Here is a 21,460-nt window from a genome sequence, read left to right as displayed (position 1 = left end):
CCCCACCCCACCCGCAACACGAGGCGTAATCCCGCGCGTGTCTCACCGCAGATCCGCGGAATCACGCCGATTCTTGCTTCGAGCCCCTCGGAACGCCCCACGAACCCCGTGCCCGACCACCAGCGGAACGACGAAGGCCGCCCGGCCCGCACCGTGATCGGTGCCGGCCGGACGGCCTACGTGCGGTGCGCCCGCGGGAGCGGACGGAGGACTAGTCGCCCCGAGCGATCCGGGTCATCTCGTCCCGGGGAACCACCTTGATGCGCGTGCGCCCCTCGGCCTCCCCCAGCCCGAGCTCGTGCTCGTCGAGCCGGTGCCAGCCCTCGATGGTCGTGTAAGGGACCTCCCGCGCCGAAAGCAGCGCCGGGATCGCTTCGAGCGACGCGTCCTCGGGCGTCCACCAGGTACCGCGATCCTCCATGAGGGACTCGAGCGTCTCCATCGCGTCGGACTTGGTGTGCCCGATCAGTCCGACGGGGCCGCGCTTGATCCAGCCCGTCGCGTAGACACCGTGCAGGCGCTCGCCCGCGGCATCGAGCACGCGCCCGGCCTCGTTCGGGATCACTCCGCGACGGTCGTCGAATGGGATCTCGTCGAGCGGGGACCCGAAGTAGCCGATCGCACGGTACAGCGACTGCACCGGGATCACCTCGAACTCACCGGTGTCGACCGCCCCGCCGTTGCCGTCGGGCGCGGTGCGCTCGATCCGGAGCCCCGTCACCCGACCGCCCTCGGTGACGACCTCGACGGGCTTCGACCAGAAGTGGAAGTGCAGGCGACGCGACGCGGGGGCGACCTCGCCGCTCACTCGATCGCGCTGCTCCTGGCGCCACTTGTCCATGATGCGGGACATCACGATGACCTGCTTGTTCTTCGCCAGGGTCTCGTCGGCGTAGGCGTCGTCGACGTCGAAGTCCCGCTCGTCGACGACCATGTCCACATCTCGTACCTCGCCGAGCTCGCGCAGCTCGAGCGGAGTGAACTTCACGTACTTCGGGCCGCGGCGTCCGAACAGGTGGAGCTCCTGGATCGGGTTCGCCTTGAGCCCCTCGTAGACGTTCGCCGGGATCTCGGTGGGCAACAGATCGTCCGCGTGCTTGATCAGCATGCGGGAGGTGTCGAGCGCCACGTTGCCGTTGCCGATCACGGCGACCTGCTCCGCCTCGAGCGGCCAGGTGCGCGGAACATCGGGGTGCCCGTCGAACCAGCTCACGAAGTCCGCGGCTCCGTAGGAGCCCTCGGCGTCGATCCCCGGGATGCTCAGCGAGGCGTCCCGGATCGCGCCGGTCGAGAAGATCACCGCGTTGTAGTGCTTCTTGAGGTCGTCGAGCGTGATGTCGGTGCCGTAGCGGACGTTGCCGAAGTAGCGGATATCGCCCCGATCGAGCACCTCGCGGAGGGCGGTGATGATGCCCTTGATGCGGGGGTGGTCGGGAGAGACGCCGTAGCGCACCAGCCCGTACGGGGCGGGCAGCTGTTCGAACAGGTCGATCTCGACCTCGAAGTCGCGCTCGGCCTTGATCAGCAGGTCGGCGGCGTAGATACCCGCCGGTCCGGCGCCGACGATCGCCAGTCGCATCTTCTCCATCAGCCCTCTATCTCTTCCAGTCGCCTCCGCACGCTCGCGGAATCTAGCCTTCGCGGTTCACGATCGAATCGGCCATGCGCTCGAGCGCACGGCGCACCGAGGACTTGGGCAGTGCATCGAGCTGCGCCACCGCCTCGGACGCCCACCGCTTCGCTTCGGCCTCGGTCTCGCGGGTCACCTCGTGCTCGCGCAGCGCCTCGACCTCGGCGTCGAGCAGCGCGGGATCCTCGCCCGCGGCGATGCGGGCCACGCCCGCGTCGATGCGCGCCAGGAGCTCGCTCGCGGCGGCATCGCCGTTCTCGGCCCGACGGCGGAGCAGCAGCACCGGCAGCGTGGCGACGCCGGCGCGAAGATCGGTACCGGCCCGCTTGCCCGTCGCCTCCTTCTTCGGCGACAGGTCGATCACGTCGTCGACGAGTTGGAACGCGACGCCGATGCGCTCGCCGTACTCGGTCACCGGATCGGCGTACTCGGCCGCGGCCTCACCGAACATCACGCCCATGCGCGCGGCGGTCGCGATCAGCGCGCCCGTCTTGTCGGCGAGCACCTGGATGTAGTGCGCGATCGGATCGTCGCCCTCCCTCGGGCCGACCGTCTCGTGCAGCTGCCCGAGGCAGAGTCGTTCGAAGGTCTGCGCCTGCAGCAGGATCGCCTCTTCCCCCATGCCCGAGACCAGGCTGGACGCCCGGGCGAACAGGAGGTCGCCCGCGAGGATCGCGACCGAGTTCGACCAGACCGTCTGAGCGGCCGGAACGCCTCGGCGGAGCTTCGCGTCGTCCATCACGTCGTCGTGGTAGAGCGAGGCCAGGTGGGTCATCTCGACGGCCTGCGCCGCGCGGCGCACCAGCTCGTTCGGGCCGGTGCCGAGCTCGCTCGTCAGCAGAGTGAGCATCGGTCGGATCCGCTTGCCGCCGGCCTCCATGAGGTAGCGGGCGGGCGCGTCGGCGACGTCGGAGGCGAAGCCGAGGTGCTCGATGAGCCCCGCTTCGACGAGCTCGAGCTGCTCCTGCACGCGCTGGGCGTGCCTCCGGTCCTGCGCCCCGCGGAACAGCCGCATGGGCAGTGCCTGCGTCGCGGTGTCTGCGGCGTTCGTCAGCTTCATGCCTCTTCCTCTGACGGTGCTTCGGTGCGCTTCGGTGCGGGCTTCGCCGGCGCGGTCTTCGGCTTGGCCGGGGCCTTCGCCCGGGCGGTCGCCTTCGGTTTCGACGCGGCGGCCTTCGGCTTCACGGCGCTCTTCGCCCGCGCGGGCGTCTTCGCGACGGGCTCCGCAGCCACGGGCTCCGCAGCCGGGATCTCGACGGGTTCGCGCGGCACGAAGCCGCGGTGCAGCGCGACGATCCCGCCGGTCAGATTGCGGTAGGCCACCCGCTCGAAGCCCACCTCGCGCAGCATGGCGGCCAGGCGGTCCTGTGCGGGCCACGCCTCGATGGACTCGTTCAGGTAGCGGTAGGCCTCGGCCGCCGACTTGTTGATGAGCCCCGCGATGCGCGGCAGCACCGCACGGGAGTAGGCCGTGTAGGGGCCGCGCATGAGGGACGAGGTCGGCCGCGAGAACTCGCAGATGACCACGCGCCCCCCGGGCTTCACCACCCGGAACATCTCGGCGAGCGCCCGCTCGGGGCCCTCGACGTTGCGGAGGCCGAAGGAGATGGTCGCCGCGTCGAAGCTGTTGTCGTCGAAGGGCAGCTGCGTGGCATCGGCCCAGACGAAGTCGATGAGGTCGTTGCCAGCCTGGCGGATCCGCCCCTCGGCGAGCATGCCCTCGGAGAAGTCCGCAGCCGTGACGTGGGCACCGTGCTTCGCGATCGCGGCGCTCGCCGTTCCGGTGCCGGCCGCGAGGTCGAGGATCCGCATGCCCTTGCGGGGCTGCAGCGCCTTGGTCATGGCGACGCGCCACAGTCGGGAGTTGCCGACGGAGAGCACATCGTTGATGAGGTCGTAGCGCGGTGACACCTCGTCGAACATCGCGGAAACATCGGCTGCTAGCTTCGTGGCGGTATCGGGGCGGGTCACCCCACCATGCTAGCCCGTTCCGCTGAACCCATCGCATGGGCTTTCCGCGCACCCGGATGCGCGCCCCTGCGCGGGCGCGGGCGACGGCTCCGCGCGCAGGCCTCGCACGGCTCGCGCATCGCGGGAGAGTAGATTGTCAGGGTGAGCAGCGTGTCCGTTCCGAGCCTTCGCGCCGTCACGCGACCCCTCGCCGAGCTCCCCGACCTCCTCGCGTACGCCGATCCTGCCGAGCCGCTCGTCTGGACCCGCGGGGATCGCGGCTGCGTCGGTATCGGCGAAGCACTGCGCCTCGTGTTCTCCGGCCCCGACCGCTTCGACCGAGCCGCAGCCGCCTGGCGCGAGATCTCGGCCGCGGCCGAGATCGACGATCCGGTGCGCCTGCCGGGCAGCGGCCTGGTCGCCCTCGGTACCTTCGCGTTCGCCGGGACGAGCGGCGCGCAGAGCGTGCTCGTGGTCCCCCGCCTGCTCATCGCGCGGCACCGCGGCCTCGCCTGGATCACCGAGGTGACGCTCGCTCCGACCGGCGCGGATGCCGCCGCGACCGCGCTCGATCCCGAGCTGCCCGAGGCGCCTCCCCGCGGCGGGTGGCGCGGCGCCGCGCTCGACGTCACCGCGCGGGGGCCGCAGACCGACGCCTATTTCGCGGGGGTCCGCGAGGCCGTCCGCCGCATCGACGACGGAGCGCTCGAGAAGGTGGTGCTGGCCCGGCAGACCGCGACCGAGATCCCCGCCGGCGACGACCTGCGCGTGCCGCTCGGCCGCCTCGCCGAGCGCTACGACGACTGCTGGACCTTCGCGGTCGACGGGCTGATCGGCGCGAGCCCCGAAACGCTCATCCGGTCCACCGGCGGCGCCGTCTCGGCGCGGGTACTCGCCGGCACGCGCGCACGGGTCGCCGGGGACGCCGCCGCCGACGCGCGCGCGCGCGACGAACTGCTGACGAGCGCGAAGGATCAGCACGAGCACGCGTTCGCCGTGCAGAGCGTCGTGACGGCACTCGCCCCGCACGTGCGATCGCTGCACACGAGCGAGGAGCCGTTCGCGCTGCGTCTGCCCAACGTCTGGCACCTCGCGACCGACCTCGGCGCCGGGCTCGGCGCCGACCGCGGCGCGCTCGAGCTCGTCGGAGCCCTGCATCCGACCGCGGCGGTCGCCGGCACGCCGACCGGCGCTGCGATCGAGACGATCGCCGAGCTCGAGCCGTTCGACCGCGGCCGGTACTCGGGGGCGGTCGGGTGGATCGACGCCGCCGGCGACGGCGAATGGGTGATCGCGCTGCGCTGCGGACAGCTCGAATCCGCTTCCGCAGATACCCGAACCCTGACCGCGACCGCGGGGGGCGGGATCGTGGCCGGTTCGGATCCCGAGCACGAGTTCGTCGAGACCGTCTCGAAGTTCCGCCCCGTCGTCGAGGCCTTCTCCGCCTGAACCGCCCGTCCTCCGGGCGGCGGTCGGAGGTTCGCGCTGCCGCCGGATCGAACTTTCGCGTATCTAAAATTTCCGCATGATATACTTCAGAATGCGGACCTGATCACTCCGCCCGAGCCTGGCGGCTCGTCCCCCGTCGAACGCCGCCAGGCTCCCCTCGAAAGGAGACTTCATGCGTTCACGCATCACCCGCCCGAAGACGACCCTGATCGGCGTCTCCGCGATCGCACTCGCCCTGTCGTTCGGCGCGGCGACGCCGGCGCTCGCCGCGCCGGCGGACTCCGCGGATTCGAAGGAGCCGACCGCACGGGCAGAGGTCCCGCACCTCGCACTGCCCGAAGCATCAGCGCCCCGCACGCGAACCGCCCAGTCCGAGAACGACCTCTTCAGCCTGTCGAGCGATCGACTCGAGATCGATGCCGCGCTCGGCTACCGGGGCACGGGAACGGTCACCGTCACCGCGAAGCGCGATATCCGGTTCGGCAACCAGGGCGAGCCCTCGGTCACTCCCGAGTACGGCGCCAAGTTCACGGGCGTCTGCCCGCCCTACTTCGGCACGACGATCATGCACGCCGGCGACCAGTGCACCCTCGAGTACTACTTCGCACCGCAGAGCCACTACTCGCTCGGCGCCGGCTGGAACATGCGGGCGACCCCGGTCACCCCCGCCGGCGTCCCCGACGGGGACCCGGTCGACGCCCAGGTCTCGATCAACGGCAACCCGAAGGTGCTCGAGACCTCGCAGGTCGACGCCGGATCGGTACCGGTGGGCACCACCTCCGATCCCATCGAGTTTCGAGTCACCAACATCACCGCGTTCGATCTCCCGATCCTCGCGATCAATTCCTGGGGCTCGCCGGTGCGGCTCGCCGACCCGGCATCGCTCCCGCGCACGCTCGCTCCGGGCGAGAGCGCGAACATCCCAGTCACGTACTCGCCGTACTCCGTCGGAGAGCAGAGCGGCGCCTTCCTCGTCTCGGCGCATCCGCCGGTTCCCGATTGGGGGACCGATCGGCCCGCGTCCTTCATCGCGAACTACAGCGGGATCGGAGTCGAGGTGCCGCTGACGGCGACCGATGCCGACTTCGGCAACGTCGAGCCCGGAACCGCGACCGACCGCACGGTCACGGTCACGAACCCGACCGGCCGCCGGGTGCTGCTGACCGCCGAACTGCAGGGGACGTCCGGCGGGTCCGAGCTCACCATCGGCGATTTCGATCCGTACCTCGCACCGGGCGCCCAGGTGGAAGTGCCGGTGACCTGGACCCCCGCGGACCTCCGGAGCGCGTCCGGCGAGCTCGGATCCATCGTGTTCACCGACCAGTGGAGCGCCAGCAGTCCGAAGAACTCGGCGGTGTCCCGACTCGCCGGTAGCACCGCTTCCGTGCAGCCTCCGGTCGAGCCGACGGATCCGACCGCACCGACGGATCCGACCGCACCGACGGAACCGACCGCACCGACGGAACCGACCGCACCGACGGAACCGACCGGCCCGACGGATCCGACCGGTCCGAGCACTCCTCCCACCACCGCCCCGGCTACGCCGAGCGGAACCGCGCGCCCGGCGATCATGCCGACCACCGATGCGGCGCAGCCGCTCGCGACCACCGGAGCCCCGGAGCTCTGGACCCCGCTCGCCGCTGCCGCGGGCGGTGCGCTCCTCCTCGGCGGCGTCTCGCTCGCGCTGGTCGCGCGGAAACGGCGCGTGTCCGACGAGACCGCCTGACCGCGATCCCCGGAGACCCCTCGGGCCACGTGCCGGGCTCCCGCGTCCTCGACGCCGATGCCCGACATGTGGCCCGCTCCGAGACTGGAGCCGCCGCCCCCGCCCCGGTACTGTGTGACCGAAGCGAGGAGGCCCCATGACGAAGCACTTCTGGACCGACGACGTCTCGGCGCTGCTGCGCGTCGGGCCCGACTTCGATCTGCGGAGAGTCGACCCGTCCTCGACCCCCGGAACCGCCGCCGACAAACGCGCGGGCGCCACCGAGCTCGCCGCATCCGCACAGGAACTGCGCGGCCTGCAGGAGAAGCTCTTCGCACAGAGCCGGCTCGGAGCCGAAGATCGGCTGCTCGTCGTCCTCCAGGCCATGGACGCCGCGGGCAAGGGCGGGATCGTGAACCACGTGTTCGCCCAGCTCGAGCCGTACGGGCTCGCACTCACCGCGTTCAAGAGCCCGACACCGGAAGAGCGCACGCACGACTTCCTCTGGCGGGTGGAGCCCCGGGTTCCCGGCCCCGGAGTCATCGGGCTCTTCGACCGGTCCCACTACGAGGACGTGCTGATCCAGCGCGTCCGCGCCTTCGCCCCGCCGGAGGAGATCGAACGGCGCTACGGCGCCATCGTCGACTTCGAGCGCCGCATCGCGGACGCCGGTGTGCGCATCGTCAAGATCATGCTGCACATCTCCCCCGAGGAGCAGGCGGCCCGGCTCCTCTCGCGCCTCGACGACCCCGAGAAGTACTGGAAGTACAACCCCGGCGATGTCGACGAGCGGCTGCTCTGGCCCGACTACATGGACGCGTTCGGGATCGCGATCGAGCGCACGAACGTCGAGCACGCGCCCTGGTACGTCGTCCCTGCGAACGCCAAGTGGTACGCCCGAGCCGCGGTGCAGCGGATCGTCATCTCGGAGTTGCACCGCATGGCCCCGGAATGGCCGCAACCGGAGTTCGACGTCGCAGCCGAACGCGCGCGGATCGAGGATTCGATCGACCTGCGCTGGCCGGCCTGAGCCCGCGGACTACTCGGCCAGCGGGACCTCGACGATCGTCGGACCGGTCACGGGAGCGGTGAAGATCCGGTCGAGCTCGCTCCGCGTCGCAGCCCGCTCGTAGGCCCATCCGTAGGCCTCGGCGAGTTCGCGCAGCCCGATCGACCGGGGCACCGTCATGACTCTGCGGTAGGCGTCGCGATCCGCGGTTCCCGCGACCTCGAGCCCGTCGAAGATCGTGCCGCCGCCGTCGACGCCGACGAGCACCTGGATGCGCGGGCGGAGCTCCTCCGGATCGAGCAGCAGGGACCCCGCGTCGTGCATCAGCGCGAGATCGCCGATCAGCACGCGGGTGGTTCCCGCCGCCTGCCGCGGATCGTCCGCGGACTGGCTCACCGCGGCGATGGCGAGCGCGGTCGCCACGGTCCCGTCGATCCCGGCGAGGCCGCGGTTGGCGTGCACCCGGATCCGTCGAGGCGGGGCGATCCCGTCGAGCACTCGGACCAACCGCGACGCGGCGACCACCAGACGGTCGTGCGGCCAGGTCGCCCGCCACACGGATTCGGCGAGCATCTCGCGTGTCACGGGTTCGCGCATGACGGCGACCTCGGCGCGCGCGTAGCTGCTGCGCTCCCGGTATCCCGGGGCGAGCGCAGCGGCGAGGTCGGGCTCGTGCACCGTGCTGCGGGCCTCGCGCAATGCGCGATCGGCGACGATCCAGGAACCGAGCCACTCCCGGACCGCCCGCGGATCGTGCGCCTCGCCCACGCTCGCGATGCGCACCACTCGTGCAGCGCCGCTCGGATCGTAGTGCTCCACCCCGCGGCCGAGGTGCGGGTCGACGACGACGACTTCGACGCCGTCGCGTTTCAGCAGCGCCGGCACTTGCCGGGTCAGCGTCGGGTGGCCGAACACGATCGCCCGCTCCACCGCGCCACCGAGCTCGGGGTCGTCGAGCAGCGCCGAGTAGTTCGTCACCGCTTCACGCCCGAACCGCACACCGCTGACGACCTCGGCGAGCAGCGGCAGACCGGCGTCGTGGGCGAAGGCCTCGGCCCGGTCTCCGGCATCCGCACCCGCGATGACCACCGCACGGACGCCGTCGTCGTGCACGTAGGTTTCTGCACCCGGCCACTCGGGCACCGCTCGATTTCCGCCGCCCATCGCCTCGAGCCTCGGGCGGTCTCCTGCAGGACCCGCGGCGGGTTCCTCCCCGTCGAGTTCGCGATCGGCGTCCGCGCGCGCGGAGGCGAAGAGCTCGGAAACGGTCAACGTCTCAGTTCCGACGCGCAGGTTCCCGCCGAGCGGAGGGCCGGAGAGCGGCTCGCGGAACGCGAGGTTGAGCTGCACCGGACCCGCCGGTCGCTCGGAGGTGCCGCGGGCGGCCTGCAGCGCCGTCCGAGCCAGACGGTCCGGCTCGAATCCGGCGATCCAGGGCGGTTCCGTCGAGTCCGGCACTGCAGCGGGAGCCGGCACTTCGAGCACGAGCCGGGCGAACGCGCCGACCAGTTCACCCTGCCGGGTGGTCTGATTGCTGCGGATGCCCCGAAGCTCGTCCGGCCGGTCCGCGGTCAGCAGCAGCATGGGAACACGAGCTTCGTGCGCTTCGAGCGCGGCCGGCACGAGGTTGGCGACCGCGGTGCCGCTCGTCACGATGATCGGCGCGGGAACGCCCGTTTCACGTGCAACGCCCAGCGCGAAGAACCCGGCCGAGCGCTCGTCGACGCGCACGTGCAGGCGAACAGCACCGCCGGCCTCCGCAGCTGCGGCGGCCAGCGCGAGCGCCTGCGACCGGGAGCCGGGGCAGACCACCAGGTCGCGTACTCCGCCGCGGACGAGTTCCGCGAGCAGCGCGATCGAGAACTCGGCGGCGGGCGCCGTGCTCACTTCCGGCCCGGCTCGGGGTCGTCGGGCCGGAGGTCCGTCCCGCTCAGCCGATCTCGGGGATGCAACGGATCGCCGGCGCCGGGCTCGGGTGCGTCCGGAGCCTGATCTCCGGTCCGTTCGGGCTCGGCTCCTCGGGTGGGATCCGGAACGTCGACTGCCGGAGGTTCGCCGGGGAAGGTCTCGGCGTCGAGTTCGCGCAGACGGTCCTCGAGCTCCCGCATGTGGTCGTCGAGCTGATCGTGCGTCAGTCGCGTCGCGGTGAAGCGGGGATCGTCGTCGGGGCGTGCGGCCGGACGCGCGGGCTGCGGCTGCCCCCTGCCGATCGTGAACCAGAGGATCCCGCCGATCACCGGCAGCACGACGGTGAGCACCACCCAGACCGGCTTGCTGACGCCCCGGGACCGCGACGGTTCCGACATCGCCGCGTCGATCAGCGCATAGAGCGTGAATGCAACGGCGACGACCACTCCGATGATCGCCACTCGTACCATGCACCCATCGTACCCAGCCCGGCTGTCGGTGCGCTGGATCCGACCGTTGAGGGGCGACCCAGCCGGTACCCGTACACTCGAAGGGTGAAATCCCGCTCTGCCTGGCTCGTCTACGTCGTGCTGCGCCTCGTGTTCTTCGTGGTGCCCTTCGCCGCCCTCATGCTCATCGGATGGACGTGGTGGCTGTCGGCGATCGTGGCGACGCTCGCGGCGGTGAGCCTCTCGGTCATCTTCCTGAACCGGCAGCGCTCCGCGGCATCGGAGAGCATCTATGCCTGGCGCACCAAGGAGCGCACCGAGGACGACGTGATCGAGGACGAGGCGGTGGACGCCACCGAATCCGGCGCCGCAGACGACACCTCGAATTCGGCGGTCCCTCCCGCACCTCGCGAACAGTAGCGAGAGCTCCGCCGGAGACTCACTCCGGAAGAATCTGCTCCGAGATCGCGCGGACGTCTCGGTCGAGGCCATCGACCTTGCCGGAGAGCACGCGCATGTCCCGGTCCAGGCCATCCACTTTCTCGGAGACCACGCGCATATCGCGTTCCAGGCCATCCACTTTCTCGGAGACCACGCGCATATCGCCTTCAAGACCGTCGACCTTATGCTCGAGCCGATCGAAGCGTCCTTCCAGACGCTCGACACGCCCGTCGAGAGCGGTGAACCGGCCCACCATCTCGTCGCGCAGTCCCGCAACGCTGCGCTGCAGCGTCTGCGTCATGAAGGCCGCCAAGCCGACCGTGCTCGCCACGAGCACGCCGATGATGGTCCAGATCTGGGGTTCGGTCATGCCACGGGGCTCCATTCTCGAGGTGGACGGGGATGGAGGTCCCATGCTCCCAGGGGATCCGGGCCGATGTGCCCGGATCCCCCGATCTGTGGATAACTCCGCCTCCCGCTACGCCAGGGAGTCCTCCCACGCCGCATGCAGGCCGGCGAATTTGCCACCCGAAGCGATGAGCTCGCCGGGAGTCCCGTCCTCGATCACACGTCCGTGCTCCATCACGAGCACCCGATCCGCGATCGCGACCGTCGACAGCCGGTGCGCGATGATGATCGCGGTGCGGTCGGCGAGCAGGCGCTGCAGCGCGTCCTGCACCTGACGCTCGCTCGGCAGGTCGAGCGACGCGGTCGCCTCGTCGAGGATCAGCACCGCGGGATCCGCGAGGAACGCGCGCGCGAACGAGATCAGCTGGCGCTGCCCCGCGGACACGCGACCGCCGCGCTTGTTGACGTCGGTGGCATAGCCGTCGGGCAGTGACTCGATGAAGGCATCGGCTCCGACCGCCCGCGCCGCCGCCCGGATCTCGTCCGATGTCGCGTCGGGCTTGCCCAGCGCGATGTTGTCGGCGACGGTCCCGCTGAACAGGTAGGCCTCCTGCGTCACCATGACGATCGCGCGCCGCAGGTCCGCCGGCGCGAGGTCGCGCAGGTCGACGCCGTCGAGCGCGACCCGACCCTCGCTCGGGTCGTAGAAGCGCGCGACCAGCTTGGCCAGGGTCGATTTGCCGGCTCCCGTGGTTCCGACAAGCGCGACCGTCTGCCCCGCGGGCAGCACGAGATCGCGCTGCCCGGACTCGGCGAGGTCGAGCACCGTGCGTCCATTCGCGTACCCGAAGCGCACGCCCTCGAAGGAGAGGGCACCGCGAGCGGCGGACAGCCGCACCGGCGCCGCCGGATCGCGCACGGTCGGCTCCTCCTCGAGCACGCCCGACACCTTCTCGAGCGCCGCCGCCGCGGACTGGTAGGAGTTGAGGAACATCGCCACGTCCTCGATCGGCCCGAAGAAGTTGCGCACGTAGAGCACCGCCGCGAGCAGCACGCCGATCGCGAGACCGGCATCCATCACTCGCAGGCCGCCCCAGAGCAGCACGACCGCGATGGTGAGGTTCGCGAGCAGGATCAGGCCCGGATCGAGCGCGCCGAACAGCCGGATCACGCGGACGTTCGCCCGGCGGTAGTCGTCGGAGACCCTGCCGAACACCGCGTCGTTCCGCTTCTCCCGCCGGAAGGCCTGCACGGCGCGGATGCCCGTCATGGTCTCGACGAACTGGACGATGAGCCGGGCGCTGACGACGCGCGTCGAGCGGAAGCCCTTCTGCGATTCGCGCACGAACCACCACATGAGCACGACGAGCGGCAGACCGAAACCGAGCAGCACGAGACCCGAGCGCCAGTCGATCAGGAACAGGGCGATCAGCGTGAACGTGCCCAGCAGCACGGCGTCCACGAGCTCGTTCAGACTGCCGTGCAGCAGCTCCTGGATCGACTCGAGGTCGCTCGTCTGCCGCGAGATGATGCGACCCGAGGTGTAGCCCTCGTGGAACTCCAGGCTGAGTCGCTGGGTGTGCCGGAAGATCCGCATGCGCAGCTCGAGCATCACCGCCTGGGTGACCCGGGCGATGAGCACCACGTACCAGCCGACGAGCGCCGCGCCGATGCCACCGGTCGCGAGGAACGCGGCCCCGATACCGATGGCCGGCCACCAGTCGCCCTGGTCGACGGCGCGCGGCAGCGCCTCGTCGATACCGAATGCGAGCAGCGTCGGCCCGATGGCCCGCAGCGCGGTCGAGGCGATCACGACGACCATCGTGAGGAGGACGAGCCGGCGCAGCGGCTTCAGGATCGCGCCGAGCAGGCGCAGCGAGCGCCGACGGATCGCTCGGCTCTCGGCACGGGTGTAGTGCTCGCGATCCTCTCCGCGGGTTCCGCGGACGGTCTCGGGGCTCATCGCCGGCCCTCCTCTTCGATGCTGGAGATCAGATAGCGGTAGTGCTCGCTGCTGCGGAGCAGCTCGCCGTGGGTACCGACCGCGTCGATGCGGCCGTCGCGCATGACCGCGACGCGGTCGGCGAGGGCGACCGTCGACGGCCGGTGCGCGACGATCAGCGCGGTGGTGCCCGCGAGCACGCGCCGGAGCGCGGCCTCGACGAGCGCCTCGGTGTCGACGTCGAGCGCGGACAGCGGGTCGTCGAGCACCATCACGGACGGGTTGGCCGCGACCACTCGGGCGAGCGCGAGGCGCTGCCGTTGGCCGCCGGAGAGGCTGAGCCCTTCCTCCCCCACCTCGGTGTCGACCCCGTCGGGCAGTTCGTGGACGAAACCGGCCTGCGCGACGTCGAGCGCCTCGCGCAGCACCGCGTCCGCCTCGGCGCTTCCCGGGTCGAGATCGTGGCGCCCGAGCAGCACGTTCTCGCGCACGCTCGCCGAGAACAGGATCGGCTCCTCGAAGGCGACGCCGATGAGGCTGCGCAGGTCTTCGAGCCGCAGTTCGCGCACGTCGACGCCATCGATCTCGACCGACCCGGCGGTCACGTCGTAGAGCCGGGTCGGCAGCGCCGTCAGCGTCGTCTTGCCGCTGCCCGTCGCGCCGACGAGCGCCATCGTCTCGCCCGGGCGCAGCACGAGGTCGAGCCCGTCGATCAGGTCGGTCTCCGGTTCCTTCGCATCCGGGTAGCGGAAGTGCACACCGCGGAACGCCAGCGCGCCCCTCGGCTCCGCGATCGTGCGCGGATCGGCGGGATCCTCGATGAGGATCGGCGCATCGAACACCTCGAAGACGCGATCGGTCGCGGTGCGGGTGTCGATCAGGAACGAGAACAGGAAGCCGAGGGATCCCATCGGCCAGAGCATCGCCGCGGCCAGAGCGAAGAAGGCGAACAGCTCGCCGACGGTGAGCTGCCCCTGGGCGGCCAGCACGACGCCGATGATGAAGCACGTGCTCTGCGCCATGATCGGCACCAGCTCGTACCAGAACCAGATCACGCCCATCTCGCGCGCCTTGCTCATCTCGGTCGCGCGCAGCGTCTCGGCCTTGCGCTCGAAGGCGCCGAGCGCGTGACCGCCGCGCCCGAAGGCCTTCAGCACCCGGATGCCGTGCACGCTCTCCTCGACCGCGGTCGCGAGGTCGCCCGCCTGGTCCTGGCTGGTGCGGGTGAGCACGCCGTAGCGCTGCTCGAAGCGGTAGCTGACCACCCAGATCGGGATGCTGCAGACGACGAAGCCGACGCCCAGCGCCCAGTGCCAGCGGAACAGCAGCGCCATGCCGAGGACCAGGGTGGTGACGTTGATGACGAGCAGGATCGAGCCGAAGGCCAGCCAGCGCCTGATGAGGCCGATGTCCTGCATCATGCGGCTGAGCAGCTGTCCGGACTGCCACCGGTCGTGGAAGGCGACCTGCAGGCGCTGCAGCCGCCGGTAGAAGGCCTGCCGGACCGAATACTCGACCGCGGCGGCGGGCGTCAGCACGAGGGTGCGGCGCAGGAAGACGAACAGCGCCTCGCCCACACCGAGCGCGAGCACGCCGAAGGCCGCCCAGAGGAAGGCCGTGCGGTCGCCCGAGGTGAGCGGACCGTCGATCACGTACTGGAGCGCGAGCGGGATGAGCAGGCTGGCGACGGCCGCGGCGAGACCGACGAAGAGCCCGCCGATGAGACGGGGCAGGGCGGGCTTCGCGAAGGGCAGGAGCCGCGCGAGTGCGCGCAGCGTCGAGAGTCGCTGGGTCTGAGGTGCCGTGTCGGCGTGTGAAGTGGTCATGTTCCCTGAGATGCGTGCGTGCGCGAAGATGCGCGTGAGCTGGAGTCGTGCGGCTGGCTCTGCTGCTGGCGGGCTCTTGGAGCGGGCAGCGGAGCGGTGAAGCTACCGGCCGGACAGCGCGATGCCCGGAAGAGCTGCGAACGGGGACGGGATGATGCGTACCATGTGCCTGCTCCTTTCCGGGTCGTGGGATACCGGAAGTCAGCCTATCGCCGCCGCGGAGCCGGAGGCAAGGGTCGATTTCGAATCGGGCGACGGATTCCCGAACCGCGCCCGCCGCACCGCGCCGCACCCGTTCGGAGCGACGCCGGAATCCCGCGCAGCCCGCGCGGTACCCTTGCCGCATGACCGCCCGGCCCCGCATCCCGCTCCTCGCCTGGGCGGCCGTCTCGGCGCTCGCGCTCGCGCTCCTCGCCGTCAGCGCTTCGCTGGGCGCGACCGTCTACGGGGTCCCGCCCGTCGTGAGCATCGTCGTCGCGCTGCTCCACTCCGCCGGGCTGCTCCTGGCGGTCCGGTTCCCCGTGCTCGGCGTCGCCGTCGCGGTCGTCGGTGCCGTCTCGGAGCTGAACGCGCTCGCGGCGACGGGCGCCGCACCGTGGCCGGTCCCGGTCGCCACCACGATCGGTTTCGCCGCGACCCTCGGCATCGCCGCGCTGCAGGGCCAGTGGCTCATTTCCACGGCGGGCGGGATCCTCACCGCGGGCACCGCGCTCGCGGTGACCCTGGCGCGCGGGCAGCGCCTCGCCGTCGGGCCCGTCATCGCCGACCTGATCGTCTTCGTCGCGCTCGCGGGCCTCGCGATCCTGATCGCGCTCTTCGCCCGGTCCTGGATCCGCAACCGGGAGCGCCTGGCCGAGGCCGAGGAGGCCTCCGAACTCTCGCTCGCACGCAGGCAGGTCGCCGAGGAGCGGACCCGGATCGCGCGCGAGATGCACGACGTCGTCGCGCACGGGATGTCGGTGATCCAGGTGCAGGCCGCGAGCGCGCGCTACCGGCACCCGGGGATCTCCGACGAAGTCGCCTCGGAGTTCGACGAGCTCGCCGCGACCGCGCGGCTCGCACTCGGCGAGATGCGTACGCTGCTCGGCGTGCTGCGCGCCGACGGCGATGCCGAGGAAGCACCCCAGCCGGGCCTCGCCGAGCTGCCCGAGCTCGTCTCGCGATCGCGGGCCGAGCTGCTCGACCGGCTGCCGTCCGAGGTCCGGCAGTCGGTGGATCCCTTCCCGGCGCTCACCGTGTACCGCGTCGTGCAGGAATCGCTCGGCAACGTCGCTCGGCACGCCCCCGGCGCCGACGCCGTCGTCGAGCTCGACCTCGACCCCGAGGCCGATGCGCTGATCGTCCGGGTCCGCAACACGGCGCTGCCGGGTCGCGCCGTGCCCACGGCCGACCCGAGCGGTCACGGGATCCGCGGGATGCGCGAACGCGTGGTCGCGCTCGGCGGGGTCCTGACCGCGGAACCCTCGCCCGACGGCGGGTTCGCCGTCGCCGCGCTCGTCCCCCTGCATCCCCAGTCCCCGGAGGCTCGAACCCCATGACCGTTTCCGTGCTCATCGTCGACGACCAGGCCATGGTCCGCGCCGGCTTCGCGGCGATCCTCGACGCGCAGCCCGACATCGAGGTGGTGGGGCAGGCCGCCGACGGCGAGGAGGGTGTCGCGCTCTCGCATCGGCTGCGCCCCGATGTCGTGCTGATGGATGTGCGCATGCCCGGCACGAACGGGCTCGAGGCCACCCGCCGTCTCATGGATCCCCCGCCTCGGGTCGATCACCGTCCGCGAGTGGTGATCCTCACCACGTTCGACATCGACGAGTACGTGCACGACGCCCTCGCCGCCGGGGCGAGCGGGTTCCTGCTGAAGGACGCGCCGCCCGCGGACCTGGTGCAGGCCGTGCGCGTCGTCGCCTCGGGCGATGCCCTGCTCGCCCCGAGCGTGACCCGTCGGCTGCTGGAGCGCTTCGCCGAGCAGCGCCCGCCGAGCGATCGCCACGCCCTCCGGCTCGCGGACCTGACCGAGCGGGAGCGCGAGATCCTGGAGCGGATCGCGCGCGGGCGGTCGAACACCGAGATCGCGGCGGAGCTGTTCATCGCCGAGCAGACCGTGAAGACCCACGTGACGCGGATCTTCGCGAAGCTCGGACTGCGCGATCGCGTGCAGGCCGTGATCCTCGCCTACGATGCGGGCCTCGTGCAGCCCGACCGCTGAACGACGCGGGGTAGCACCGCGGTAGGGGGTCGATTTGGCGCCCGAGGGCGATGCCGGCCCCCGACCCCGCGCGGGACCGTTTCTTCCGACCCCATCGGAAGGACCGCCCCATGGCCATCATCGCCCCGGCTCCGCGCACCGCGACCGCCCGCCGCATCGCCCGCTCCGCACCGACCGCAGCGCCGAGCGGTCGGGACCGCGCCGTCGACCTCGTGCGCGCGGCCTGCCTGCTCGCGGTCGTCGGTGTGCACGCGCTCATGGTGGGTGTGAGCGTCTCGGACGGCTCCGTCGTGCTCGAGAACGCGCTCGAGCGCTGGGACGGCTTCACCGTGTTCTCGTGGTTCGCGCAGATGATGCCGCTGTTCTTCATCATGGGCGGGTTCGCCTCGGCCCTGCACTACCGTCGCATGCGCGCACGGGGAGCATCGGCTGCGGGCTATGTCTCCGCGCGGCTGCGGCGCCTGCTCCCCGTGCCGCTGCTGGCGGCGGCCGTCACCGCGCTCGCACTCGCCGGCCTGGACGCCGCCGGGCTCGACCCCTCGATGGTCGCGACCGCGGGGTGGCGGATCAGCCAGCCGCTGTGGTTCCTCGGGGTCTACGTGCTCTGCTCGGCGCTCGTCCCGCTCACCCTCCGCCTGCACGAGCGCGCCCCTCGCGCGACGCTGCTCGGACTCGGCCTGGCGATCGGCGCCGTCGACGGCCTGCGCCTGCTGACCGGCGTCGACGCCATCGGCTTCGCGAACCTGCTGCTCGTCTGGGTGTTCGTGCAGCAGCTCGGCTACCGTCTCGCCGACGGCGTCGCACCGAGCCCGCGCGCCGCGGTGGTCGCGCTCGGCGGGATCGTCGCCCTGGTCGCGATCGGCGCGTCCCCGGCGAACCTCTTCGAGGCGCTCAACCCGCCCACCGCGGCGCTCGCGCTGCTCGGGATCGCGCAGTGCGCCCTGTTCGCGGCGGTCCGCCCGACGCTCGCGCGCTGGGCCGAGCTGCCCGCGGTGCAGCGCGCCTCGGACGCACTGAACTCGCGCGCGATGACGGTGTACTCCTGGCATATGCCCGTCGTCGTGCTGCTCGCCGGGCTGCTGCTCGTCGGCGGCTCCGCGCTCCCCGTCCCGCTGTCGTTCGAGTGGTGGGCGACCCGGCCCGCCTGGCTGGTCGCCGCAGGCATCACCGTCGCCCCGGTCGTCCTCGCTCTCGCCCGCTTCGAGCGCGGCCCGAAACGGGCACCGGTCACCGGGATCGCAACCGCTGCGACCCGATCGGCCGAGCGGTCACCGCTCGCGCGCGCCGTGCTCGGCACCGTCGCCGGAGCCGCGGGCGTGCTGACCGTGCTCGTCGGCACGGGAGCGCTCTGGGCCTGGATCATCGGCGTCGTGCTCATGGGCGCGGGGCTGCTCGCCAGCCGCACCGGACGCGCCCCGGCGACGGCCCGCCCGGTTCAGAAAGCGAAGGCGACGCCGACCAGTACGCCGTAGGCGAGCGCCGCGAAGCTCGTGAGCGCCAGCACCAGCACCAGCTCCTTCGCCGTCTTGGCGAACAGCACGATGACCGCGCAGGGCACTGCGAGGAAGAGCACGAACCAGACGAGCACCATGCCCGGGTCGACCACGACGTAGAGCGCCGGGACCACGAACGGCAGCAGCACGCAGACCACGTAGAGGATCCGCGACGCGCGGTCGCCGATCCGCACCGACAGGGTCTTCTTGCCCGCGAGCGTGTCGGTCGGGATGTCGCGCAGGTTGTTGGCCACGAGCACCGCGACGGCGAAGAGCCCGACACCGGCGCCCGCGATCCAGGCCTCCTGCGTCTGCACATCGGTCTGCAGGTACACCGTGCCGACGGTCGCGACGAGGCCGAAGAAGATGAACACCATGAGCTCGCCGAGTCCGGCGTAGCCGTAGGGCCGCTTGCCTCCGGTGTAGAACCAGGCGGCGAGGATCGCGACGACGCCGAGCGCCAGGAACCACCAGCGGCCGCTGATGATCACCGCGGCGAGACCCGCGATCGCGGCGAGGCCGAAGAACACGAGCGCGGTGCGGAGCACCCGCTTCGGGTCGACGAGACCGGAGCCGGTGAGGCGCGCGGGGCCCACCCGGAACGCGTCGGTGCCGCGGATCCCGTCGGAGTAGTCGTTCGCGTAGTTCACGCCGATCTGCAAGAACACCGCGACGGCGAGCGCGAGCAGCGTCAGCGGCAGCGAGAAGCCGCGCACCATGTGGGCGACGCCGGCGCCGGCCGCGACCGGCGCGATCGCGAGCGGCAGGGTGCGCAGTCGCGCACCGCCCACCCAGTCGCGCCAGGTGATGGCTGCGCGGTGCCCCTCGCGCTCGAGGCGCTCCGCTGCGGCGCGCACCGCGGGGTTGCCCGAGTGGCGCGGGTGCTTGGCGTGCTGGTTCATGCGTCGTCCTCCTGGCTGTGCGCGGCGGCGCTGCCTGCCGCGCGGGTCTCGGCGAAGCTCGCGCGGAGCCGGCCGATCCACTCGTCGATGGCCCGCAGGTCGGGCTTGCCGCCCGGCAGGCGCGGCATGCGGTCGATCTCGGTCGACCACTCGGGGGCGGCCGCTGCGCCCAGCTGTTCGCGGATCACGGCGCGGATCGCGTCGAAGTCGGCGCGCGCGGCACCCGTCGGATCGGCGATCTCGACCACGAGGCCGGGCCGTTCGCCCCACTCGGCGTCGGGCACCCGCACCGCGACGGCGGAGTCCCAGCCCTCGTGCTCGCGCGCGATCCGCTCGATCTCGTCGAGCGACACGTTGACGCCGCCCGAGACGAGGACCCGGTCGAGGCGACCGGTCACGGTCAGCATGCCGCCGAGCAGTTCGCCGGCGTCCCCCGTGCGGTACCAGCGGGTCGGAACGCCGTCGCGCCCGAGCTCCTCGACGAACTTCTCGGCGGTGAGCACCGGATCCCCGATGTAGCCGAGCGCGAGGCTCGGCCCCGCGAGCTGCACCTCCCCGGCGCGGATCCGCACCCGGGTGTCGCCGATCTCGACGCCGTCGTACACGCAGCCGCCCGCGGTCTCGGTCATGCCGTAGCTGCGGCGGAGCCGCACGCCGAGCGCGTGCGCTCGGCGGCGCATCTCGAGGGTCACGGCCTGCCCGCCGACGAGCACGCCGTCGATGGCGCGCAGCCGATCGGCGGCTTCGGGATCCTGCTCGGCGAGCTCGAGCAGGCGCGCGAACTGCACCGGCACGAGCGAGACGTAGCGACGGCCCGTCGAGCCGCCGTCGGCCGCGTCGCAGGCGTCGAGGAAGGCGGCGGGATCGAAGGGTCGACCGCTCGGGTCGTCGAAGAACACCGGATCGCTGCCGCACACGATCGACCGGACGAGCATCTGCACGCCCGAGATCAGGTAGGTCGGCAGCGCCACGATCCACTGGCCCGGCCCGCCGAGCCGCTCGTGCGTCGCTTCGGCGCTGGCGCGCAGCGCGGACGCCGAGAGCGCGACGGCCTTCGGGACTCCGCTCGATCCCGAGGTCAGGATCACGAGCGCGGTGCCCTCGGGCAGCTCGCTCTCCGGCAGCCGCTGCAGGGCGCTCAGCGCCCCGGTCTCGGAGCCGTCGGGAACGGGGAGCACGGGGGTCCCGCCGTCGAGCGCGTCGGTCAGCGCGGCCAGCAGCCAGGCCCGATCACCGGTGGGGATCGCTCGGATCGGAGCTTTCGAAGTCACACCCTCCAGGATACCGGCCGCCGCCGGATCCCGGCCGAACATCGGAGCGCGCTCAGCCCGCCGGATCTCCGAGGCTCCGGGCCCCCCGGATCAGCTCGTCGACGGCGGTGCGGACGATCGCGTCGGTCATGCGGGTCGCCGGGCCCGAGATCGAGAGCGCGGCGGGCGGGTGCGCCCCGGGGATCGCGACCGCGATGCAGCGCACCCCGACCTCCTGCTCGCCGTCGTCGATGGAGAAGCCCCGGTGCTGGATCTCGCGGAGGTCGGCGAGCAGCGCGTCCACCGTCGTGAGCGTCGTCGGCGTGTACCCCGGCAGGCCGGTGCGCGCCACGATCTCGCGCACCCGGGCCTCGGGCAGGGTCGCGAGCATGGCCTTGCCGACGCCGCTCGCGTGCGGCAGCACGCGTCGGCCGACCTCGGTGAACATGCGCATCCGGTGCCGCGAGGGCACCTGCGCGATGTAGGCGACGTCGTCGCCGTCGAGGATCGCGAGGTTCGCGGTCTCCTGCGCCGCCGCCTCCATGCGGACGAGCGCCGCGCGAGCCCGCTCGGCGAGGCGCGGGGTGGCCCGCTCGCCCAGGCCGATGAGCCCGGGGCCGAGCGCGTAGGCGCGCGACTCGAGCTGCCGTACGTGGCCGAGGCTCTGGAGCGTGCGGAGTAGGCGGTGCGCGGTGGGGACGGCGAGACCCGTCCGCGCTGCCAGTTCGGCGAGCTGCATCGCCCCGTCGGGGGCCGTCACCGCTGCGGCCGCGAGCTCCTCGAGCAGTCCGAACGCGCGCGCCACCGACTGCACCTGGCCGGTCGGGCCGGCTCCGCTCTGCGCATCGTCGATCATGATTCCACTATACGGAACGAAGACTCCGAATAGTGGATCAAGTGGCTATGGTTGACCGCATCGCCCCGACCCGGAGTCGGCCAGACACAGGAGTCC

The 21,460-nt window shown here is 71.8% G+C and carries 18 protein-coding genes; 7 read left to right on the top strand and 11 right to left on the bottom strand.

Going from position 1 to position 21,460, the window contains the following annotated elements:
- Nucleotides 1-211: 211 nt before the first annotated feature.
- The 3 genes from XM48_RS10885 to XM48_RS10875 are packed head-to-tail and all read right to left on the bottom strand — an operon-like array spanning nt 212 to nt 3,601.
- Nucleotides 212-1,588, bottom strand: a complete 1,377-nt coding sequence (locus tag XM48_RS10885) for an FAD-dependent oxidoreductase (RefSeq protein ID WP_046455832.1) — start codon at nt 1,586-1,588, stop codon at nt 212-214.
- 43 nt (nt 1,589-1,631) lie between these two features.
- Nucleotides 1,632-2,690, bottom strand: a complete 1,059-nt coding sequence (locus XM48_RS10880; protein WP_046455831.1) for a polyprenyl synthetase family protein — start codon at nt 2,688-2,690, stop codon at nt 1,632-1,634.
- A complete protein-coding gene (locus XM48_RS10875) occupies nt 2,687-3,601 on the bottom strand; it encodes a class I SAM-dependent methyltransferase (RefSeq protein WP_231580869.1) in 915 nt (304 codons plus the stop codon). The genes XM48_RS10880 and XM48_RS10875 overlap by 4 nt, the downstream gene beginning before the upstream one ends.
- Before the next feature lie 141 nt (nt 3,602-3,742).
- On the opposite strand from XM48_RS10875, the gene XM48_RS10870 reads away from it, so the two are divergent.
- The 3 genes from XM48_RS10870 (at nt 3,743) to XM48_RS10860 (ending at nt 7,764) form a co-directional block, all read left to right on the top strand.
- On the top strand, nt 3,743-5,029 hold the full coding sequence (locus XM48_RS10870) for an isochorismate synthase MenF (protein ID WP_046455829.1): 1,287 nt from the start codon (nt 3,743-3,745) through the stop codon (nt 5,027-5,029).
- A 172-nt stretch (nt 5,030-5,201) separates the two neighbouring features.
- Nucleotides 5,202-6,755, top strand: a complete 1,554-nt coding sequence (locus XM48_RS10865; RefSeq protein WP_046455828.1) for a choice-of-anchor D domain-containing protein — start codon at nt 5,202-5,204, stop codon at nt 6,753-6,755.
- Nucleotides 6,756-6,891: 136 nt separating this feature from the next.
- Nucleotides 6,892-7,764 carry a phosphate--nucleotide phosphotransferase gene (locus XM48_RS10860; RefSeq protein ID WP_046455827.1) on the top strand — a complete coding sequence of 291 codons (873 nt, stop codon included), beginning with the start codon at nt 6,892-6,894 and terminating at the stop codon, nt 7,762-7,764.
- 9 nt (nt 7,765-7,773) lie between these two features.
- Here the strand turns inward: XM48_RS10860 and menD are convergent, their stop codons facing one another.
- Nucleotides 7,774-9,630, bottom strand: a complete 1,857-nt coding sequence (menD, locus tag XM48_RS10855) for a 2-succinyl-5-enolpyruvyl-6-hydroxy-3-cyclohexene-1-carboxylic-acid synthase (protein ID WP_046455826.1) — start codon at nt 9,628-9,630, stop codon at nt 7,774-7,776.
- On the bottom strand, nt 9,627-10,121 hold the full coding sequence (locus XM48_RS10850; protein WP_084821124.1) for a PLD nuclease N-terminal domain-containing protein: 495 nt from the start codon (nt 10,119-10,121) through the stop codon (nt 9,627-9,629). Before XM48_RS10850 ends, menD begins: the two co-directional genes overlap by 4 nt.
- 84 nt (nt 10,122-10,205) lie before the next feature.
- On the opposite strand from XM48_RS10850, the gene XM48_RS10845 reads away from it, so the two are divergent.
- A complete protein-coding gene (locus tag XM48_RS10845) occupies nt 10,206-10,520 on the top strand; it encodes a DUF4229 domain-containing protein (RefSeq protein WP_046455825.1) in 315 nt (104 codons plus the stop codon).
- Nucleotides 10,521-10,539: 19 nt separating this feature from the next.
- Here the strand turns inward: XM48_RS10845 and XM48_RS10840 are convergent, their stop codons facing one another.
- The 3 genes from XM48_RS10840 to XM48_RS10830 all read right to left on the bottom strand — a co-directional run bounded on the left by XM48_RS10840 (nt 10,540) and on the right by XM48_RS10830 (nt 14,657).
- Nucleotides 10,540-10,911: a hypothetical protein gene (locus XM48_RS10840; RefSeq protein ID WP_046455824.1), complete on the bottom strand. Its 372-nt coding sequence runs from the start codon at nt 10,909-10,911 to the stop codon at nt 10,540-10,542.
- Between the two features lie 108 nt (nt 10,912-11,019).
- Nucleotides 11,020-12,852 (bottom strand): ABC transporter ATP-binding protein, encoded by a 1,833-nt coding sequence (locus tag XM48_RS10835; protein ID WP_046455823.1) that lies wholly within the window; start codon nt 12,850-12,852, stop codon nt 11,020-11,022.
- Entirely contained in the window at nt 12,849-14,657 is a 1,809-nt protein-coding gene (locus tag XM48_RS10830) for an ABC transporter ATP-binding protein (protein ID WP_046455822.1), read from the bottom strand. The genes XM48_RS10835 and XM48_RS10830 overlap by 4 nt, the downstream gene beginning before the upstream one ends.
- 344 nt (nt 14,658-15,001) lie before the next feature.
- Between XM48_RS10830 and XM48_RS10825 the strand changes: the two genes are divergently transcribed.
- The 3 genes from XM48_RS10825 to XM48_RS10815 all read left to right on the top strand — a co-directional run bounded on the left by XM48_RS10825 (nt 15,002) and on the right by XM48_RS10815 (nt 18,335).
- Nucleotides 15,002-16,195 carry a sensor histidine kinase gene (locus XM48_RS10825; protein ID WP_046455821.1) on the top strand — a complete coding sequence of 398 codons (1,194 nt, stop codon included), beginning with the start codon at nt 15,002-15,004 and terminating at the stop codon, nt 16,193-16,195.
- Nucleotides 16,192-16,863: a response regulator transcription factor gene (locus XM48_RS10820; protein ID WP_046455820.1), complete on the top strand. Its 672-nt coding sequence runs from the start codon at nt 16,192-16,194 to the stop codon at nt 16,861-16,863. Before XM48_RS10825 ends, XM48_RS10820 begins: the two co-directional genes overlap by 4 nt.
- A 110-nt stretch (nt 16,864-16,973) precedes the next feature.
- Nucleotides 16,974-18,335: an acyltransferase gene (locus XM48_RS10815; RefSeq protein WP_052961452.1), complete on the top strand. Its 1,362-nt coding sequence runs from the start codon at nt 16,974-16,976 to the stop codon at nt 18,333-18,335.
- Here the strand turns inward: XM48_RS10815 and XM48_RS10810 are convergent.
- From XM48_RS10810 to XM48_RS10800, 3 genes are read right to left on the bottom strand one after another with little or no spacing between them, the layout of a single operon-like run.
- Entirely contained in the window at nt 18,299-19,258 is a 960-nt protein-coding gene (locus XM48_RS10810) for a 1,4-dihydroxy-2-naphthoate polyprenyltransferase (protein WP_046455819.1), read from the bottom strand. The two genes, XM48_RS10815 and XM48_RS10810, sit on opposite strands and share 37 nt — an antisense overlap.
- The gene (locus XM48_RS10805) at nt 19,255-20,529 is read right to left on the bottom strand and encodes an AMP-binding protein (protein ID WP_231580868.1); all 1,275 of its coding nucleotides are present in this window, start codon (nt 20,527-20,529) and stop codon (nt 19,255-19,257) included. The genes XM48_RS10810 and XM48_RS10805 overlap by 4 nt, the downstream gene beginning before the upstream one ends.
- 52 nt (nt 20,530-20,581) lie before the next feature.
- The gene (locus XM48_RS10800; protein WP_046455818.1) at nt 20,582-21,364 is read right to left on the bottom strand and encodes an IclR family transcriptional regulator; all 783 of its coding nucleotides are present in this window, start codon (nt 21,362-21,364) and stop codon (nt 20,582-20,584) included.
- Nucleotides 21,365-21,460: the final 96 nt, after the last annotated feature.

The organism is Leucobacter sp. Ag1 (assembly GCF_000980875.1).
Classification (GTDB): Bacteria; Actinomycetota; Actinomycetes; order Actinomycetales; family Microbacteriaceae; genus Leucobacter; species Leucobacter iarius.
The sequence above is the reverse complement of the archived record's forward strand: the minus strand, read 5'-3'. Positions and strand labels throughout refer to the sequence as shown.